The organism is Mucilaginibacter sp. P4_E8, from assembly GCF_056401495.1.
In genome coordinates this window covers 15789-35294 of the sequence record NZ_JBFUJG010000036.1, presented here as the reverse complement: position 1 = coordinate 35294, position 19506 = coordinate 15789, and the positions used below count along the sequence as shown (strand labels likewise).

Annotated in this window: 11 protein-coding genes; 1 reads left to right on the top strand and 10 read right to left on the bottom strand. The window is 42.1% G+C overall.

Annotated features, from left to right (window positions below; translation table 11 throughout):
- The first annotated feature begins 345 nt into the window (after positions 1-345).
- Positions 346-1092, top strand: coding sequence for a DoxX family protein (locus AC1DRQ_RS15120; RefSeq protein WP_477425529.1), 747 nt, complete (start codon positions 346-348; stop codon positions 1090-1092).
- Between the two features lie 61 nt (positions 1093-1153).
- Here the strand turns inward: AC1DRQ_RS15120 and AC1DRQ_RS15115 are convergent, their stop codons facing one another.
- The 10 genes from AC1DRQ_RS15115 to AC1DRQ_RS15070 all read right to left on the bottom strand — a co-directional run bounded on the left by AC1DRQ_RS15115 (position 1154) and on the right by AC1DRQ_RS15070 (position 19501).
- Entirely contained in the window at positions 1154-2077 is a 924-nt protein-coding gene (locus tag AC1DRQ_RS15115) for a hypothetical protein (protein ID WP_477425528.1), read from the bottom strand.
- 296 nt (positions 2078-2373) lie between these two features.
- Complete coding sequence (locus AC1DRQ_RS15110) at positions 2374-4578, bottom strand: alpha-galactosidase (protein ID WP_477425527.1); 2205 nt, start codon at positions 4576-4578, stop codon at positions 2374-2376.
- A 48-nt stretch (positions 4579-4626) separates the two neighbouring features.
- Positions 4627-6669, bottom strand: coding sequence for an alpha-amylase family protein (locus AC1DRQ_RS15105; protein ID WP_477425526.1), 2043 nt, complete (start codon positions 6667-6669; stop codon positions 4627-4629).
- A gap of 21 nt (positions 6670-6690) precedes the next feature.
- Positions 6691-9036, bottom strand: coding sequence for a glycoside hydrolase family 95 protein (locus tag AC1DRQ_RS15100; protein WP_477425525.1), 2346 nt, complete (start codon positions 9034-9036; stop codon positions 6691-6693).
- Between the two features lie 15 nt (positions 9037-9051).
- Entirely contained in the window at positions 9052-10353 is a 1302-nt protein-coding gene (locus AC1DRQ_RS15095; protein ID WP_477425524.1) for an alpha-L-fucosidase, read from the bottom strand.
- A gap of 18 nt (positions 10354-10371) precedes the next feature.
- The gene (locus tag AC1DRQ_RS15090) at positions 10372-12309 is read right to left on the bottom strand and encodes an SGNH/GDSL hydrolase family protein (protein WP_477425523.1); all 1938 of its coding nucleotides are present in this window, start codon (positions 12307-12309) and stop codon (positions 10372-10374) included.
- 270 nt (positions 12310-12579) lie between these two features.
- Positions 12580-14862, bottom strand: coding sequence for a glycoside hydrolase family 95 protein (locus AC1DRQ_RS15085; RefSeq protein ID WP_477425522.1), 2283 nt, complete (start codon positions 14860-14862; stop codon positions 12580-12582).
- A 228-nt stretch (positions 14863-15090) separates the two neighbouring features.
- Positions 15091-16314: a DUF4998 domain-containing protein gene (locus AC1DRQ_RS15080; RefSeq protein ID WP_477425521.1), complete on the bottom strand. Its 1224-nt coding sequence runs from the start codon at positions 16312-16314 to the stop codon at positions 15091-15093.
- 27 nt (positions 16315-16341) lie between these two features.
- Entirely contained in the window at positions 16342-17583 is a 1242-nt protein-coding gene (locus AC1DRQ_RS15075; RefSeq protein WP_477425520.1) for a DUF4959 domain-containing protein, read from the bottom strand.
- 34 nt (positions 17584-17617) lie between these two features.
- A complete protein-coding gene (locus AC1DRQ_RS15070) occupies positions 17618-19501 on the bottom strand; it encodes a RagB/SusD family nutrient uptake outer membrane protein (protein WP_477425519.1) in 1884 nt (627 codons plus the stop codon).
- Between the last annotated feature and the right edge of the window lie 5 nt (positions 19502-19506).

Below are 19506 nucleotides of genomic sequence, written 5' to 3'. Positions count from 1 at the left end.
AAAATAATCCTATACTAACCGGCTTGCGTTCGTTTGCAAACGAGCGCAAGAGAATACTTTACCCTCTCCACGCGTCATTGCGAGGCACGAAGCAATCTTTATGCTGTACAGAGCGAAATTACTTTGCATAATTGATCTGCCTGTGTAGAGGCTGCTAACTGCTGATCAACCAAAGCTTTAATTTCGGGGACGATACATAACTCAACTTCTCCGTATACCTTTTCTATTTCATTAAGCGCATCCATCCGCTCTTTACAACCACGATAAGGATCTGGCTATGAGCATCATAAAATATTAATCAGATATTTTTTATTTATCTTAATGCGAAACTTTAAAACCTAAATAATGAATAGTAACCTTTACCTAAGCACCGGAAAGCTGTTTCTGGGTGTAAGTATCATTGCAATTGGTGTAATTCATATAGTAACCGGTCATTTTCCTACGGGTTTGTTGCCTGTGCCAGCATCCCTTCCCGGCAAAGAAATATTGGCCTATCTCACAGGCTTTTTAATGATTGGAGCGGGAATACTCATTTTTATAAAAAAATATATGCACTACGGGGAATTTGCTGCTGCACTGCTTTACTTGTTAGCGCTCCTTTTGATCCATATCCCCCTGTTGATTTCAAATTTCCATAACGCATCTGAATGGACAGCGATATTTGAAGTTATTTCAATCCTTAGCGGAATTTTAGTTTTGTTAGGCAGTATTTGGAAGCGTGATCAATTTAAACTGATAAAAACCGGCAGCTATATTTTTGCAATTGGATTAGTGGTATTTGGCATTCAGCATTTTATGTATGCGCAGTTTGTAGCTGGCCTCATCCCTGCCTGGATACCAGCGCGTTTGTTTTGGAATTATTTGGTTATGGCAGCTTTTTTTGCTTCGGCCATTAGTTTCATTATTCAAAAACAAGTGAAGTTATCGGGAGTTCTTTTGGGTTTGATGTTCTTTATCTGGGTTTTAATTCTGCATTTACCACGGGTTATCGCCAGCATTCATACAGAGCCCGAATGGACAAGCCTGTTTGTAGCACTGGCATTTAGCGGAATAGCTATTTTAATAGCAGGTTCTGCCACCCGTAAAGCATAATATTAAAAGGGGAGCATAGTTCTATGCTCCCCTTCATGGTCATTGGCCTTGCTATTGTTTATTAATGGTTTTCTGGTATGCGTAAATAACGCTGTAATGCTGTATAATTTAAAGTACCAGGAACACTAACTCCCCCCGGAATAATTACAAACCGAAACTGATGTGCATTAGAAATACTGGTATAAAGGTTCAGGCTGCTTACTAATTTGATCCTAACCTTACCAAGAGATGAAAAAGAAGACCATGTATCTATATTGGCAGTTCCCTGTATATAAGTAATAGCTACTGGTAACTGTCCTACCTGGTTGGTAGGCCAAATAGATGGATTATAACCGTTTAATTTGGCAAAAGCTATTACAGTTCCATGGTCAAGTACGGCTTGTGTAATAGCCGGAATACTGATATCGTGATAAAATCCCCATGATCCAAAAACTGTATCCTTAGTGTATGTAGCCGGAGTAAACCAGTCGGTGTACATCACGTTGGCAGTTCCCGGAGGGCCCTGTGCACCTGTAGCTCCTTTAAAGGATACTGCTGCTCCCCAGCCTGAGTTAGTTTTTGGGCCGTACAATAAATAATTTCCTGCATCAAGATAATAATCGCCAAGGTTACCTAAAGAATTCGCAGGAGCGCCGGTGCCGTTAAGGATCTTGTTGCCCGGTGCGCCTTTTGCTCCTGCTGGTCCTTGGAGTGAAAAGCCAGCTCCCCAGCCGGCAGCAGTTTTAGGGCCATATAATAATCCGGTAGAGATATTTAAATAGAAATCGCCAACCGCGCCCGTAGCAATAGCCGGAGTAGTAGAACCGCTGAAAATAACGCTTCCGCTTTGTCCATTAGCGCCCGGAGGGCCAGCTGGGCCAACAGCCCCCTGTGCTCCTGCGGTTCCCTGGGAACCGGCAGGACCAACCGCACCGTCTTTTCCGCACGATGCTGTTAATAGCATACCTATTGCTAATAACATTAATAAGTAATTGAATTTTTTCATGTAATGGTTTTTAAAAGGTTATAGGGTTAATTTATACCGATGCCTTTAACAGAAATTAAAACTGTTACAAACGCATTTTATACTGCACATCAAAGGTGGGTCAGATGACATGAAAAGGATGCAGGGTAATTACTTTACCTGCAACGTATTTACACTCAATTAATTAAATATCATACACGTATTTATACCTGCGAAAAAACACGTTAAATCTGATTAGGGATAAAAGCAAGAAAGCCTGCAAATCATATGATTTGCAGGCTTTCCCTTATTGGATATTTTCTGTAATGGAAAAGGTATTATTTTACCTCATCCAGTTGCAAAACCACACTTGATCTGCCGCTGTTTACATCAGGGTTTATGCCAACGGTCATTAAAAAATCGCCGGTAAAAATCAAGTCACCATCTAAAGCAGACTTTGAGCCCGGGTAAAGGTTAATTTCTTTAACCTGGTATTTTTTCTGCGGATCGAGGCCCTTTAAACGGATAGGAACTTTTGTACCGGTACCATATCTATTGTTCACCAGATAATTAAATACCACAGCCTTTGATTTAGCATTATCAACATACATAATTGATGCTGCATCATTATCCCACGGACTTTGTAAACGATACTGATCACCATGCCAAATAGTCTCTTTCAAATTATCATAGTTTTTTAAAGCATCATGAACGTAGCTTAAATCCTGCTCACTTAATTTACTCACCACGATATCAAAACCCAGCTTACCCATCATAGCAACATCCGTACGGAACTTGATTGGTTGTTTGCCCCAGTCGGTAACATGGTTTGAACTGGTGATGGCCGGGTAGAAGTACGAATACTCCCATTGGATAAAGATCCTTTCCAGTGGATCGGTATTATCACTTGGCCAAAACTCGGTGAAATATTTAAGCGCGCCATAGTCAACACGACCGCCACCGCCTGAGCATAACATTAAAGGCACTTTTGGATATTTTGCCCTTACACGCTCCAGCACTTTATATAAACCACGCACATAATCAATATATAAATGCGATTGATCTTTTTTCAAATAAGCCGAATATGCGTTATAAATCACTGCATTACAATCCCATTTAATATACGCCAGATCTGGGTTTTTAGTAAACAGATCATCTACTATCCCAAAAACAAAATCCTGAACTTTAGGATTGGCCAGATCAAGCTCCAACTGGTTACGGAAATATTTTTCAGCGCGATTAGGCTGTTTAATTACCCAATCAGGATGGTTGTGATACAAATCGCTGGCCGGGTTTACCATTTCGGGCTCTATCCAGATCCCGAATTTTACACCATTAGCCTGTGCTTCTTTAACCAGCGAACTGATACCGTTTGGCAGTTTTTGTTTGTTCTCCTGCCAGTCGCCCAGGCCTGCGTTATCGCCATTTCGGGGATATTTATTACCAAACCAGCCATCATCCAATAAAAACATATCAACGCCAAGCTTTTTGGTGTCTTTTAATAACTGGGCAAGTTTGCTTTCATTAAAATCAAAATAGGTCGTCTCCCAGTTGTTCAGCAAGGTTAACCTTGAGCCTTCGCCATCAACAATTTTATACTTGCGTCCCCAGCGTTGCAGCTTACGGCTGGCATCGCCTTTACCATGGTCTGAGTAGGTATAAACAAATGCAGGAGTGGTAAATTCTTCATTAGGTTTCAGGTGATATTCTGATGCAGCGTTGTTTATGCCTGCTATTACCCGCAAATTGTTGGATACATCAAGCTCCAGGTCAATTTTAAAATTGCCCGACCATTCCAGCGAACCCAGCATAACCTTGCCCTCGTCCTCAGTAGCCGGTTTATCCATCGATACCATGAACATAGATGGTTCATACAAATTTGCGCGGGTGCCTAACTTACTGTCGATGGTTTTAATGCCGTGGGTGAGTTTTGCTTCTTCGGGCTGCATCTCAAGCGCCCAGTTGCCGTGGTATTGTTTAAGCCAAAAGCCTGCTCCTTTTAGATTAAGATTTGCCGACGCGAATTTATTTAGCGTTACAATACCCTTTTCGCCATGTTTTATAACCGACCATTGCTCAGTAACATCCTCTTTAAAAAAGGTTTTATAAAACAGCTTTACCTCAAAATCATACGCCGGATCTTTAAGTACAACCGTCAATAAAGAAACGTCGTCATCAATTTTGGTAGTGGTATGGCTCACATAAACCAGGTTTAGTGATTTATTACCATCGGCATGGGTAACCGTAATGGCAGGTTCGGCCAGGTTTGCTGACCCTGAGGGCGTATAAGCCGAATTAAGGATACCAGAATCATCGGCCTGGTTATACATTTTTTGGATCCGCTCGTACTCCTTTGCATTGCTCAGCTTTGTGCCGAAATAAACCATTTTAAGATTTTTCTCAGCATCGGTTTGCAGTACCAATGCATTGTTTTGTGTTTCAACCGGGATGGTTACTGTTTGGGCAAAACTATTGCCTGCGGTAAGCGCGGTACCAACTACCAGGCAAAAGGGCATTAAATGATTTCGGAATGTTTTTCTCACTTTTATCGGGTTATTTTCAGTGTAAATAAATAAGGTTATCAGATTAGTTTATGGTTTCTCTTCAAATTTATACAATGCAGCATCGGAAGCGCCAATTTTTATGTTCATGCTTGCTTTATTGTTTTGTAATATTTCGTGAACAAGATATTCCTTTTGCGGGGAAAGTCCTACCCTTTTCGCATCTATAGTAAATTCCTTAGGATCACCCGAGTAATTAAATACGGCCAGGTAAACAACATTACCAATTTTGCGGGTAAACATTTCAGACGCGTTTTCGCCGGTATTGCCTTCAATGGGTTCAAAAGCCTTACCGTTTTCAATAACTTTAAGCCATTCCTTATTCTGATACACAGCTTTTGCCCTCGCGCTCCACTGGCCATGTACAGAAAAATCATCGCCGGATATCACAGTACCCGTAATGGTTGCGGATAGCATTCGGGCGCGGTTAGCGCCTTCACTTTCGGTTGATAATACCACATGATCGGCATCAACATAATTATATAAATAGGTTTGCCACCAGCCATAGCTTACACTATTCAGGGTGTATTGGGTATCTTTTATGGTTTTAAAAGCATCACAGGCTATGCGACGGGTATGTACATACCTGCCAGTAGCCAAACTTGGCGATATAGCAGCATAGATCAGCATCTGGTCACCCAGTTTATTGATCAGATATTCCATTCCCTCACGATAGGCCTGCATGCCGGTAGTAACCTTCGGATCATAAAAATGGGTCGACTCTGCCGTTGCGTGACCTAAAAAATCTATCTTGATCATTTTAAAACCGCATTCCCTAAGTTTACCAATAACCAGGTCAATATGTTGTTTAGTACCCGGGTGTGTTGGATCGATAGCTCTTGCACCATCAATATCATGGTAGCCGTTGCCCACTTTTGTCCAAAGTTGGCCGTAGGTATAATTGCTACCTTGCACTTTCCTGTCCGGGCCGCCTTTCCATCCCCAGTCGGTAAATGGCGCCCAGTATACGCCGGGCTGCAGGCCCTTGCTTTTGCAGTAATCAGCAAATTGCTTTAGCTTGCTGTAATCACCTTCCAGGCCACCTTTCAGCATAAAATCCCAGTATGAATCCAAATCGATAAAAGCAGTATTGCCCGTGCGGAAGGCTGATAAGCTATCAGCAAAAAAATCAGCAACCTTAGTCGCTTTTTCGTAAGTAAGTTTTTCCTGCATCACGCCCCAACTGTTCCAGCCAACAGGGGTAGGTTTTGTCCAGTTAAAAACATAAGGCGGCTCTGCAATGCGGTTGGCTTTAGCATATTCTTCCAGTCCGTTGCGCCAGTCAGCAAAATAACCTACAAATATTTTAGGTGATCTGATGATGTCACCGCTTATTTCACCGTGCGCAATATTGTCGCGGGTTACGCTTTCTTCGGTGTACCCGCTCCAAACATCCATGGCATTCCCACTGCCGGCCTTCGCAGTACTGCGGATGCCCGTTTTCCATACCTCATGCTCTACCGAACCGGCTATAAAACCATTACGGCTGGTATTATCATACACCGCTCCTACCTCGGCGCTCATATTGGTGAATGGGGCTACAAATGGTTTGGCATTGTATCGGATAAAAGTGTCATTATCAAACGGTACAAAAATACTGCGTGCATCGCCATTAACAGCCGGAATATTACCTGAGAACGGGGTAATAGAATTGCTTTTAAGATTTTTACCCGTGGCTTCTATCTGTGTAAGAAAAAACGCCCTGCTTGCGTAAGTGTAAAACACCTGCTTTATTGTGGTTAAATTTTTACCTGTTAGGGTGATCACATGTTTTGTACCCTTGCCAAAACCATCGCTAATTGTAGTTTTACTGTATACTCTGGCGGTATAATCTTTTGACGAAGCGGTTTTATTATTAATTTTAAATGAGGCGATTACTTTAGAGAATGCCGCGTATTTACCTTGATAAACGGTATATGTTCCGTTTTCCAGATCATATGAAATAGAGCTGCCTGCTCCGTAAGGGATAGTAACCTGTTTAGGATTTGCCGGTGTTTTTGTCGACGCTGCAAAAGGCAGGATCAGTAATAAAGCAATGATCAGTTTTACGGGTGTTCTTAAAAAATTATTCATTATGGTGATTTATAGCTTGGTTCAAATTTTTTGGGCTGTTACTGTTTTTATTACGCCGTTAACTTTTATCTTAACCTTGCCGGGAGTAGTTGATTTGACCTTGTAGCTTGTTACTTTACCATCTTCCCATTTAAAATCAACGGTAAAATTGCCACGGGCCCTTAAACCTTTTACCTCGCCTGTTGCTTTCCAGCTATCGGGTATGGCAGGTAACAGGTTGATATAACCTTCGTGACTTTGTATCAGCATTTCTGCAATACCCGCGGTAGTGCCATAGTTTCCATCGATCTGGAATGGCGGACCGGCCGACAGCAGGTTGGCATAAATACCGCCGCCCGAGCCGTAGTTTATATCGGTACGTAACGTGGGTTTCATGATCTCGGTAAACAGTTTGTAAGCCCGGTTACCATCATGCAGCCTTGCCCAGAATAACAGTTTATAGGCAATTGACCAACTTGGGCCATCATCACCCCGAACGTTCAGCGTTTTTTTGGCTGCTTCGGCCAGTTCGGGTGTACCATCAGCGGTGATCTCTGAAGCCGGGTAGATCCCATATAAATGCGAAATGTGCCTGTGCTGCGGGTCGGTTTCTTTATAATCTTCCAGCCACTCCTGGATGCGGCCATCTTTACTGATCACACCGGCGGGCGGTATTTGCTTTAACCTTAATTTTAAAGTATTACGGAAGGCGGCATCGACCCCTAACGTTTCAGATGCGGTAATTACGTTGGTAAACAGTTCGCGCATGATCTGGTTATCAATAGTAGCACCCATGCAAATACTGGCATGCTGGCCACTCCCATCGGGCATTACAAAACTATTTTCGGGCGATGACGAAGGGGCAGTAACCATATAACCCGTTTTGGGGTCTTTGATCAGGATACTGCTATAAAACTGTGCTGATCCCTTTAAAATAGGATAAATACTTTTTAAGTAAGCTTTGTCATTGGTAAATGCGTAATGATCCCAAATATTGCTGCACAACCAGCCCGATCCGGCTTTGGTTACACCCCATGAAGCACTTTCGCCAGGTTCTGTAAAGCCCCATACGTTGGTAATTACGTGGGCTACCCATCCATCGGCATTATAATAGGCTTTGGCGGTTCGTTCCCCGTTTTTTACCAGGCCGCGCACCAGCTCAACCAATGGCAGGTTAAGTTCCGACAGGTTTGCTACCTCAACCGGGAAATGGTTCATCTGTACATTTACGTCCAAATGATAATCACCATTCCATGGGGTATGAATCTGGTTGGCCCATAAACCCTGCAAGTTTGGTGGCAATAAACCTACACGTGTGCTGCTGATACTTAAATACCGGCCAAACTGAAAAAATAAAACCGGCAGGTCTTTGTTTTTATTAGGTTCTTTATGAAAACTAACCAGTTCCTGGTCGGTTGTTTCCGGGTTTTCGCCGGTTGCCCCTAAATTGATATTAACCCGGTTAAATAGTTCCTGATACTTGGATATATGTAATTGCTTTTGCAGATCATAAGGCTTTTTCATAGCAGCATCAAGATCATGCTGTATGCGCTGCTTAAAATCAGGTTTCCTGAAATCAGTTGCTGCCGATATATAGATAACTGCTTCTGTAGCGTTTTTTACCACTAAACTGTTTGCAGTTGTGGTAAGACTGCCCCCGGTTAGTTTGGCTTTAACATTGGCCAGGTATTGCATTCCGTTTCCATCGGTACCGTTATCAAGGCGGCCTTGCATTTGCAGTGTATTGCCGGTGGTGCTGGTAACCGATCTTTCGGGGCGGGATATATTGATGCTGAAATTTAACTGACCTGGCTTATTGGCCGTTAGCCTGATCATGTCCACGTCGTCACCAAAGCTGGTAAAATATTCGCGTTTGTAAGTAACGCCATTTACCTCATAACTGCAATTGGCAATGGCATTATTTAATGAAAGCGCTCTTTGGTAATTGGTGAATTTAACGTCGGTTCCGCCAGCTTGCTGATAATCAAATTTCAGGTTCAAGTCGCCCAAAAGTTGGTAGCAGCCCCATTGCCTACCCCCGGAACCGGGGCCTTTACAAACAAAATCTTTATCAATGAGGGCCTGGGCCTCTACATTTTTACCGGCCAGTAGCAGCTCGCGGATCTGCGGTAGTTTTTTGTAGGCATCATAGTTGTTGGCATCCTGCGGTGAGCCCGACCAAAGCGTAATATCATTTAATACAATTTTTTCATTGTCCACTCCCCCGTCCGGCATCATTCCGAGGCGTCCGTTTCCAAGCGGAAGCGTTTCTTCCCAGGTTGCGGCGGGTTTGTTGTAGTGCAATCTTAACGCAGGTTTTTGACCAAAGCCAAGCGTTGATGTAAGCAGCAGTACGGTAGTTATTGATGGAAAATATTTGATGATCATCAGTTAGGAATATTATTAGGCTTTTATGGGTATTACGGGGATATCAAGGGCGTTCTTATCTAACTCCAAAACAATTACAGAGCAGTTTTCGTCGGACAAAACAGCTGGTAAATCAATTTTATAACTGTTGTTATCTGATTTTACCGTTACGGCATTGCCGTTCATGAAATAAGCTTTGGTAATTTTTGTATTTGGCAGCGCAGGGATAGTTAATGTACCATCCTTCCGCTGAAACACGTGCACGTAAACCTTATTACCTTTACGGGTGGTGCCATATACTTCATTCGGCACATAAGGACCTCCCTGAGTACTGTAAATACTTTCGCCGTATAATTTTAACCAGGCCCCCATTTCCTGCAGCCTTTTCACCTGTCTTGCTTCGATATGGCCATCCATTGCCGGCCCAACATTAAACAGCAGGTTACCATTGCCCGATGCCGTGGTTACCAATGTTTGAATACATTGTTTAAGCGATTTCATCTGGTCATTAGGCTTCCAGGCCCATTGGTTGCAAATGGTAATGCAGCTTTCCCATGGGTCATTCATATTGAGTTTGCCTATGGTTTGCTCCGGTGTTAAAAAATCACCTACTGACTCGTCGTTTAGTTTATCACTTACCTTACCCAGCCTGTTATTTACAATAACATTTACATCAACACTTTTTATAAACTGGTAAATTTCCTTACCATCTGCTGCTGTCCATGGTTTTTCCCAATAACCATCAAACCAAAGCATAAACGGTTTGTATTTGGTGATCACCTCGCGCAGTTCGTTTTTCATGGTTGTTTTAAAGGCGGTCATATCGCCCGCTGTTGCACCAATTTCGGGATGATGGGGGTTATGGATGGGGTAATTGGGATCGTGCCAATCCAACACGGTGAAATAGATGCAAAAGGTTACCCCCTGCTTTTTGCAGGCCTTGGCAAGTTCGCCTACGATATCTCTTTTAAAAGGTGATTTTGATACATTATAATCAGAAAATGTGGTTGGCCATAAACAAAAACCATCATGATGCTTGGCCGTAATTACCAGGTACTTCATACCCGCATCCTTCGCGGTTTTTACCCAGGTATCGGCATTAAATAGTTGTGGATTAAATTCATGATACAGACTGTCATAGTCGGCTTGTGCTACCTGATCATTACGGCTCCAGCCAATTTCAGTACCACGCTGGGTTACCGGGCCAAAATGGATAAACATACCAAAACGTTTGTCCATAAACTGATCCATAACCGCTTTAGGAGTTTTTTGCTGGGCAATAGCCATGCAGGTGCTAATTGCCAGCGCTATCATTAGCCCCGCTTTTTTCTTTATCATATTAGGTTTATTAATAGTTTACTTATTATTCACCAAAAAATGCACGATACGACAGGCATTGCCTTTGCTCGAGCTGTTTTTCTTATCGCTTATTTTAATTTTCAGCACATGGTTGCCCCTGCTTAAATCGCTGCCCAACAAATGGTAGATAGGCAAATGCAGCCAGCTGCTAAATTCAGTGAACAGGTCAAGGTCTTTAAATTCGCCTTTATCAATAGCGTATGATATAGTACCCGCATCTCCTCCTGCAACTACCGCTATGCCAACAGCGTTACCTTTAAACGGTAGTGATAATTCTGAACCTGGCTCAGTAGCATTTAACACCGGTACGTTAACAAAACCATCGCGGGTTTGCAGCCCGTCAGACGGTTTCCAGTTTGGGGTGATCTGCCATCCTTTATCTAATTTGGCATTCGACAGATCATAATAGCTGCCGTTTTCAATACGTGCTTTGTCAATTGGTTTGGGCAGATTTGTTTTAAACGGAAGTTTATACTGATCTTCGACACAGGCCTGCAGCAGGTTTTTGATACTGGCAAAATATAATTCCTGCCCGTGGTACCATGGATGGATATCCTTAAAGTCATCGGCCCAGGTTAGCTCCTTGTTCTTTATTTTATCATTCACCTCCAGCGCCAGGTTGATATAGGGGATGTTATAATGGCGGGCAACCATTTCATGATTCACCAGTTCGGGTGATACTTTGCCCTTGCTGTAATTATCCATTTTTTGAGGATCAACAAAAGCCATAAATATGATATCCGTTAGCGGATTGGCATTTTTTGCATGGCGTACAATCCCCTCTAAGGAACGTACCTGTGTGGTGCTATCGGTTCCCCTGTCATTCACGGCAGCCTCTACAAACAACAGATCGGTTTTGCCAGAGTCGAGCACATCGCGTTGAAGCCTGAAAGTGTGTGGCAAACTACCTAAAGAAGGTATGCCTGCAGCTATAAAATGAAAATCGGTTGCCGGATAGGTCTCCTTTAAATACTGGCAAACCTTTTGGCGCCAGCCGGGATTAAAAGTAATAGAACCGCCAAGAAAAGAAACGGTAGCTTTTTTCTTAACAGTAACCGCGTAATAAAAGTTATTGAGTTTGCCTGCTGTTTTAAAGTAATTGCTATAAGGCAGGATATTTTTTACAGGATATGAATTGTTGAAAATAAAATCGGCATAATAATCAGGGCGATCAATATTAAAATGATGGCCCTGCAATTCTTTAGGGCCCTGGGTTATGGGATGGATGCTTACCGGTCCGCCGGCAGCTATATATCTTTGGGCAAATAAATAGGTATTCTCGGCAGGTGGGGCAAGTTTATCATCAAGGCCAATGGTATGCAATACAGGTACACGAAATGATGCAAGCCCCTCCAGATGATCAATAGGATTATCATTATAGGCCATAGCCTGTTCTTCGCTAAAGTGATATACCTGTTTTAATTCGGCCCATGAGTTGGCATCGCCAGGACCTTTTCCTTTGCCACCGGGCCAGCTTTTGAAATCACATACGGGTGTTTCGGCATAAATACAACTCACCTTATCAGGGTTGCGTTTGGCCCAGCCATAAGCATATAATCCGCCGCGGCTTACCGCTTCAAGGGCTGCCTTTGGAGCGAAAGCCAATTTACCGGTGAGGTAAGCGTAAAACTTATCCCAAACCTGCAAAGCGGCAGGGCTACCATACTGGTTATCAACATTCACAAATACAACATAGAAACCTTTGGTCAGCAATATGCTGTCAATCTCAGTATGCCAATCTGGGAATGATGCGCGCCATACCCAGGGATTACCAGCCAGCGGATGCGGAGGTTTTACATAATATGCCTCATGACCATCAATTGTTAACTGTACTTTTTCGAATCCTTTCCAATGGCTGGTTTTATCCTGTCCTTTAACAGACAGAAAAGTGCTGATTAATAGTATTAAAGTAATGAGGTGTTTAAATTTTATCATGCCTTTATATAGAAGTATTGATCAAAAGAAATGAACGTAATTAATATGCCTTTTAAAAATTTTATCGATTTAAAGCACAGCCAGGTATATAATTGTGGGGTTGCGGTATATAACTGGATGTGTTTTATTGGTTAGGGTAAATGTATTTGGTTATTGTATTTCAAAAAATGGATAAACCTTTGAAGTAGATGGACAATCCCCCGGAATAACCAATTAAATATCAATTTAACCGGTTATTGAACCATCTACCCATTAAATACATTCAACCTATTAATTAGCCGCCATAAAATTATAAACCTTACCGGCCTGGGTTTTAAAGCTATATTTATAATCATGTCCGTCGCCTATATTTTTTGAAACCCCGGCATCAGCTTTTAAAGCATTAGGAACCCGCAGCTTGCATTCGCCACCGACTAATGATTTGATAGATAGTTTAACAATTTTACCAGCCTTCCATTCCATATTGGTAATTTCAAAATCGCCACGGGCACGTAAACCCTGAACATTGCCGGTTGCCCATACTTTGGGTAAAGCAGGTAATAACTGGATCTCATCGGTTTGGCTCTGAAGCAACATTTCTGCTACTCCGGCCGCATAGCCGAAGTTCCCGTCTATTTGAAATGGCGGGTGCGCACAAAACAGATTAGAATATAAACCTCCACCCTCGTTATAGTTTACACCTGAACCACCAACCAGTGTTATAAAATTGGTAAGGATCTTGTAAGCATGGTCGCCATCCTGCAGGCGTGCCCAAAAATTCATTTTCCAGGCCATTGACCAACCGGTTGATACATCGCCACGGGCCAGCAGACTTACCTTAGCAGCCTGTGCCAATTCGGGTGTTTTAATGGTGCTTATACGCCGGCCCGGATGCAAACCAAAAAGGTTTGAGGAATGGCGATGCGTATCTTTAGGATCATCACGGTCTGTTTCCCATTCCTGCAATTGTCCCCATTTACCTATTTTGGGTTTTAGCAGATGTTCACGCATATCGGCTACATGATTACGGTACGTTTTGTCGATGCCTAAAATATCAGCAGCCTCAATGTAATTGGTAAACAGGTCATATATAATTTCCTGATCATAAGTTACCCCATCCTCAGTAGGTCCATGCTCTGGCGACCAGCCCAGGGGCGAAACCAGGGTTCCATCGGGGCGGCGTTTTAAATGATCGTCCCAAAACTCAACCACTTCTTTAATAATGGGATATCCAAAGCTTTTAAGATAATCTTTATCCTTGGTAAAGGCATAATGCTCCCAGATCCCTTGCACGTACCAGGCACTGCCGGGTGTATTCCATAAAAAGCTTGAACCGCCAAAAATGTTGTTCTCGGTTTTAACTGTCCAGCCGCGTACACCAGGATACTCTTTGCGGGTGCTTTCTTTTTTCACCTCGCGCATACTGTTAATATAATCGAGATAAGGGAAATGACATTCAGACAGATTGGTTGGCTCTGCCAGCCAGTAATTCATCTGGATATTGATGTTGGAGTGATAATCGCTTCGCCATGGCGGGTTATTGTTGTCGTTCCATAAGCCCTGTAAGTTGGCAGGCAAACCACCTTTACGTGATGAGCTGATGAGCAAATATCTGCCGTACTGAAAAAGTAAGGCTTCCAGCTGCGGGTCGCCGTCTTTTTTATAATCAATTAAACGTTTGTAAGTTGGCAGGGAGCTTCTTTCGGCTGGTGTTGCGCCCAGGTTTAGGGCCATACGACCAAACAAAGCCTGATAATCATGAAGGTGAGTGGTTAATAATTGCTGATATGTTTTAGCCGATGCTGCGGTTAAAGCCTGTTTAACCGTCACATCAGGAGCTTCGCCGCGCCAGTTTTGCTCACGTTTATTACTGTAATCAGTAGCTGCCGAAAGTAATATGGTAAAAGCATCTGCCTGTTTTATATTAAGCTGCGAACCACCATTACCATCTGATTCAATTACGGCGGAGCCGCCTTCTGTCTTTACTACTATGGAGGCCTGGTATGCCAGGCCGTTATCTAACTTACCCGCAACTTGCAGGGATGTGCCATTGGCTATAACAGTGGTATTATGTGCATCCTTAAGTTTTATGATGGTTGAATAAGCGCCCTTTTTATCGGCTGTAAAATGCAATACCATTACTTTATCAGGGAAACTGCAAAAGTATTCGCGTTTAAAAGCTACCGCATTATCGGTATAGGTTATTTGCTGAACAGATTTGCTGATATCCAGCTGCCTGCGGTAGTTTGATGGAATCTGTTGTGTACTGTCTTTACCATCGAAATTAATAAACAGGTCGCCAAAGGCCTGGTAAGCACCGGTTTCGGTTTCGTTGCCTGTCCACAAACTGATCTCATTAAATTGGATGTGCTCCTGTGCAAGCCCTCCGAATACCATACCGCCAATACGGCCATTACCCATGGGATATGCTTCGGTCATCCAGGTTTTGGCAGGTTTATCATCCCAAACCGTTAAACTTTGCTGGTGCAGTCCCGGACTTGTTTGGGCATTTGTAATGGCAGTAAATGCTATCTGCATAAAGAATAGCGAGAAACAAACTATCTTCTTGATCATTTTAAAGCGGATTTCTACGGTTTATATTTGGGTTTAAATGGTGCTAAAAATAAACATTAAATGTAATATTAACAGTTTTAATTTAACCAATATGCTCCCGTAACATATTAGTTATAATGCAACAAAAGTTTATTGATAAGGGAAAGAGTTTTTCCTAATAAAAAAGGGTACAGGAAATTATCCTGTGAACCCTTTTTATGTAAACTAAATATGTACCCCTAATGATAATTAATTAAGCAAATTGGCCCAGAATGTAATTTGGGTCATATTGGTATAATTGTTTTCGCCGTTTGAGTTGTGTAAAACCCTGATGCGTATATAACGCGCAGGCGGTACATTACTATCAAAATCAGTTTTGAATGGCGCTTGTCCATCATCTGTTCTTTTAATTTCTTTTAATAGTTTCCAACCTTTTGCAATTGACTCAGCTTTCCATCCGGGATCGTTAGCAGGTAATGTAGTAGATGCATTGGTAAGATCTGTAATGCCCCATACTTCAAAATCATCAGGATTATGACAGCAATTACGCCCAATTTCTTCTATTGATAAAAGGTGTTTGTATATCTTACCCATGTCAAATGTAAGCGTTCGGGGTAAAGAAGCGTTTCCGTCACTATGAAATATGTTAGGGTATCCCTGAGGTGTAGTTGATCCATTCCAAAGCTTATCAATATCAGTACCATCTTCCAGGCTGCCCATATCATTGGGTAGTTTTACTTTTTTAAACAACGATTTATCACATTGAACAATACCGGTCACTGCAGGAAACGCGTCTGTTTTTAATGCATGAAACACGTCAAGCGCATTCCGCACGGGTATATAATAGGAGTTATAAGCTATTGGCGTACCCGATTTATAATCAGGTATAGTTATAGAAGCGCTATCTCCGCTAAGCTCCTTTTGTGCGGCTACGCCATTTTTGTTGGTGTACTTTATGGTTGTACCCACATTAATGGTATCAGGTTTAAGAAAATTAAGTCTTAAATATCCATCGTCAGTAATGGTATAAGGCGTAACCGCATCGTACGGCCTGTTTAATAATGTAGCGATGTAAAATGGTCCATACACCTTTGCATTATTAACCTCATAAGGGATAGACTTATTACCCTTAGCATCATATGAGTAAATTGTAAACGAATATGTATACTCGGCAAGGCCTTTAATAACGGTTCTGATAGTATCCGTTTTACCACTAATATTTACTATTTGTGAGTCGGCTTTGTTGTTATAATAAATTACATATTTAGTAATGCTGGGGTCTGAGCTCGCCTTCCATTTTAGCCCTAATTCTAAATTACCGGGTTGTACAATAGCAAACCCTACAGCTCCCGTGTAAACTATTTCGTGCCCGTCATAAAACTTTTTGTAATCTGTAGCATGGTTATCTTTCTGGCAACCATACCATGTGGCTAATAACAAACAGCCAAGTAGTATATATATAAGCTTTTTCATGTTTCTTTAATTTTAATAAACAATAACCTATTCTGGTTTACCGTAAAGTGATATTTCCATTGCGTGTGCAAAGTTACCGTCAGACCATGACTGGGACGTTGCAAAGCGTATAAAATGAACCGTGGGGGCCGCCAATGAAATATTGAAATTAACACCCGCCAATACAAAAGCGTTATCGGCCGAGTTATGGGCTATTGGCGGCAAGCCTGATGGTGGATTAGGATAAGTGTAATTACCTAAGTTAGTCCAATCGCCAAGAACTGTACCTACTGCTGACGATACCGGTAACTGAACATCTTTAGGCGATGCAGCGTTTGATCCCCATAGGGTAAACTTTTTAGGATTACCATGACCATATGCATATTTATTTGATCCGTCATCAGGTCTTTCCCATAAAACAAACCGGCTTAACTTATAGGTTTGACCAACGTTAAAGGTGCCAACAAATGGCGGGGTATGACCTGGATTAGTGTGCCAGCCTGACGAGCTGCCATCCGTTTTACCATCCCAAAAGTTGCTAAGCACCCAGCCGTAACCTATCTCCGTGTCACTTGGTAAATTGTAAGTGCTAAATTTACTTTTATCCAGTAACGTCTCAAAAAGCGGGGTTAGTTGCTTTTTAAGCGTATCAGAAACATTGCCAAAATTATCAGTTATATAAACCCCAAAATCACGTTGATCTGTATTAAATCCCCTTAACGAATAGTTTATAGTATCGGCTTTAGTATAATGCTGATCCTGAACCTCCATTAAGCCCGTTGATTTATCAAATACCGTTATTATTACGCCTATTTCCTTTTTTAAAGGATTTAACGCCTGAACATTAACACCACCAAAATCAGCTGTCATAGTGGTGGTTGCTTTTATTTGTGTATAAGCAGGTGTTTTAGGATGCACTTTAACCGTAACCGCATCAGACATTACACTTGCCCTGCTTACTGTATATAAAGTAACATCATAATCTGCCTCTTTGGCAAAACCTTCTACATTTACGGTATCGGTATAATAAGATGATTTTGTTTCTCTGGATACCCCATTCCTTATCTGGTACTTAGCCAATACATACAGTATATTATCAGAGTTAGGTAAGGTGTATGTTATATATGCGCCGCCATTATAGTTGTTAACCTTAATGTTGGTGATCACACCGGGTTTTGATTTATCTGTAGAAATTGGCTCCCGATCCCCATTGTTTGTTTTACACGAGCTTATCATGATCATTATCATACCCAAAAAGAGCAGAAATGAATAATTTTTTAATTGTTTCATATTTTCAATTATATGATTGTTAAATTTCCTGTTATTACCAGTTTAAATTTTGAACAAGGTTTGGATTAACTATCAGGTCATTATTGGTTATCGGCCATAAATAATTCCTTGAATTAAAAACAGGTATTACTACAGTATGCGGGCGATAGAAACTTGCCGCATCGGATTCAAAAATATTCCATCCCTGTAGTGGTTTGCTCAATACGCTTTGCAGCTCTTTCCAACGGCGCAAGTCCCAGCCTGGTTCGCATTCAAAAGCAAGCTCGATACGAGTTTCCTGGTGTATTATCTGGCGCATACCATCCTGGGTAGTATATTTTGTTGGATTTTTTGAATAGTTGCTCCATGCGTCAACAACGCCCGGTAAACCGGCTCTTGCCCTAACCCTATCAAGGTAAGGAACAACCTGGGCGTAGGGTTTACCCTGTTCATTTAACGTCTCGGCATACTGCAGGTATAAACCGGCCAGCCTTATCAATGGCATCCTGAAATCGGCTATAGTATAGCCATCATCATAAACCGTTAAATAATTAACCAATTTTTTTGGCCAGCAACCGGTAATGTTTAGCCTTACGTTATCAGTTGGGCCTGCAAGTGCGCCACTGCCACGTGCCTGAATGTAATACAGGGCCTCCTGGTTAACCAGGCCGTTACCAAACCATATACCACCATCAAAACCCAGGGACGAATAAAACCTTGGCTCACGGTCAAAATGCGCTTTAACGGTTGTGTAACCATTGCCTATGTAAAACCTGTTTGCTTTATCGCCGGTTCTTAATGAATAACGGTTGGTGTAATCCCAGGTATTATCTTCATTAATAGGCACCCCTTTATTGGTATAAAACAGTTCCTGCTCAGCAATAGGGACTGCAAATGTTCCCTGGAACGATGGGTTAGCAGCAGCTTTAGCCGTTAACCTTGGTCCGCAATAGGTTTGGCCGGGGAAATAAGGGTTTAACGCCCAAATGATCTCTGTATTCAGATCCCATTTTTCGGTGATCGCGGTTTGCAGATCCATTACTGTTTTTAATGAATCTGAAAGGGTGCCAACATTTGCCGGCGCTATAAATTTATGCAAACTATTGCCATTTGCTTCGGCAGAGTTGATGGCAGCAAGTGTAGCAGCGGCAGCCCTATCCCATTTGGTAGCATCAACTGTTGAAGGGAACAGCGCCTGGCCGTCCTTATTTTTTATACCAGCATAATCTGGGTTGCCATTAAACAATGGGCTTGCCGCCGTGGTAAGTATCTGCGCTTTTACAGCAAGGGCTATAGGTTGTGTTACGCGGCCCAGTTCTTTTGCCTGGTTTTGTATAACAGCTGGCAAATCAGGTGTTGCCTGGTCAATCAGCCTTACCATATAGTTCACCACCGAATCAACAGGGGCTCTTTTAACTCTCGTATCTTCGGTTGAGCTATTAATAGGAAGGTTTACATCAGTAATTGGAATAGCACCATATAACCTGAATAAAATAAAATGATAGTAAGCTTTAAGGAATTTTACTTCGGCTATCCATCTTTTCTTTTCATCAACACCAAGGTCAACAGGCAAATCAATATTTTCAAGCATGGTATTACACCGCCTGATAGATCTGTATGTAGCCTGGCCCCCATTTGCACCATCCCAATAATTAAGTCCGGGGTTTTGACTGGTTTGAGTACCTCTTATCAGGTTAAATCCGGTTGGATCAATACCTTGAAAATCGGTAAGGTCATTCGGGAATACGATTTCTGATGATGTAGTAAACCCCGGATTATTTTGTGGATATATTAATTGCTGTAATGTAGCATAACAGGTAAACAGGTAGTTCTCCGCTTCGTTACGGTTCCTGAAGGCGTAATCTATAGTACCTACGTTATCAGGGGTAACATCAAGGTACTTTTTGCATGACACGCAAGATATTGCGAGGATTGTCATGAACA

What these genes read in the sequence shown, in the direction of transcription:
- AC1DRQ_RS15095 (WP_477425524.1), bottom strand. Translation starts at nt 10,353, where the DNA reads ATGATAAAGAAAAAAGCGGGGCTAATGATAGCGCTGGCAATTAGCACC.
- AC1DRQ_RS15120 (WP_477425529.1), top strand. Translation starts at nt 346, where the DNA reads ATGAATAGTAACCTTTACCTAAGCACCGGAAAGCTGTTTCTGGGTGTA.
- AC1DRQ_RS15075 (WP_477425520.1), bottom strand. Translation starts at nt 17,583, where the DNA reads ATGAAACAATTAAAAAATTATTCATTTCTGCTCTTTTTGGGTATGATA.
- AC1DRQ_RS15080 (WP_477425521.1), bottom strand. Translation starts at nt 16,314, where the DNA reads ATGAAAAAGCTTATATATATACTACTTGGCTGTTTGTTATTAGCCACA.
- AC1DRQ_RS15105 (WP_477425526.1), bottom strand. Translation starts at nt 6,669, where the DNA reads ATGAATAATTTTTTAAGAACACCCGTAAAACTGATCATTGCTTTATTA.
- AC1DRQ_RS15085 (WP_477425522.1), bottom strand. Translation starts at nt 14,862, where the DNA reads ATGATCAAGAAGATAGTTTGTTTCTCGCTATTCTTTATGCAGATAGCA.
- AC1DRQ_RS15115 (WP_477425528.1), bottom strand. Translation starts at nt 2,077, where the DNA reads ATGAAAAAATTCAATTACTTATTAATGTTATTAGCAATAGGTATGCTA.
- AC1DRQ_RS15090 (WP_477425523.1), bottom strand. Translation starts at nt 12,309, where the DNA reads ATGATAAAATTTAAACACCTCATTACTTTAATACTATTAATCAGCACT.
- AC1DRQ_RS15100 (WP_477425525.1), bottom strand. Translation starts at nt 9,036, where the DNA reads ATGATCATCAAATATTTTCCATCAATAACTACCGTACTGCTGCTTACA.
- AC1DRQ_RS15070 (WP_477425519.1), bottom strand. Translation starts at nt 19,501, where the DNA reads ATGACAATCCTCGCAATATCTTGCGTGTCATGCAAAAAGTACCTTGAT.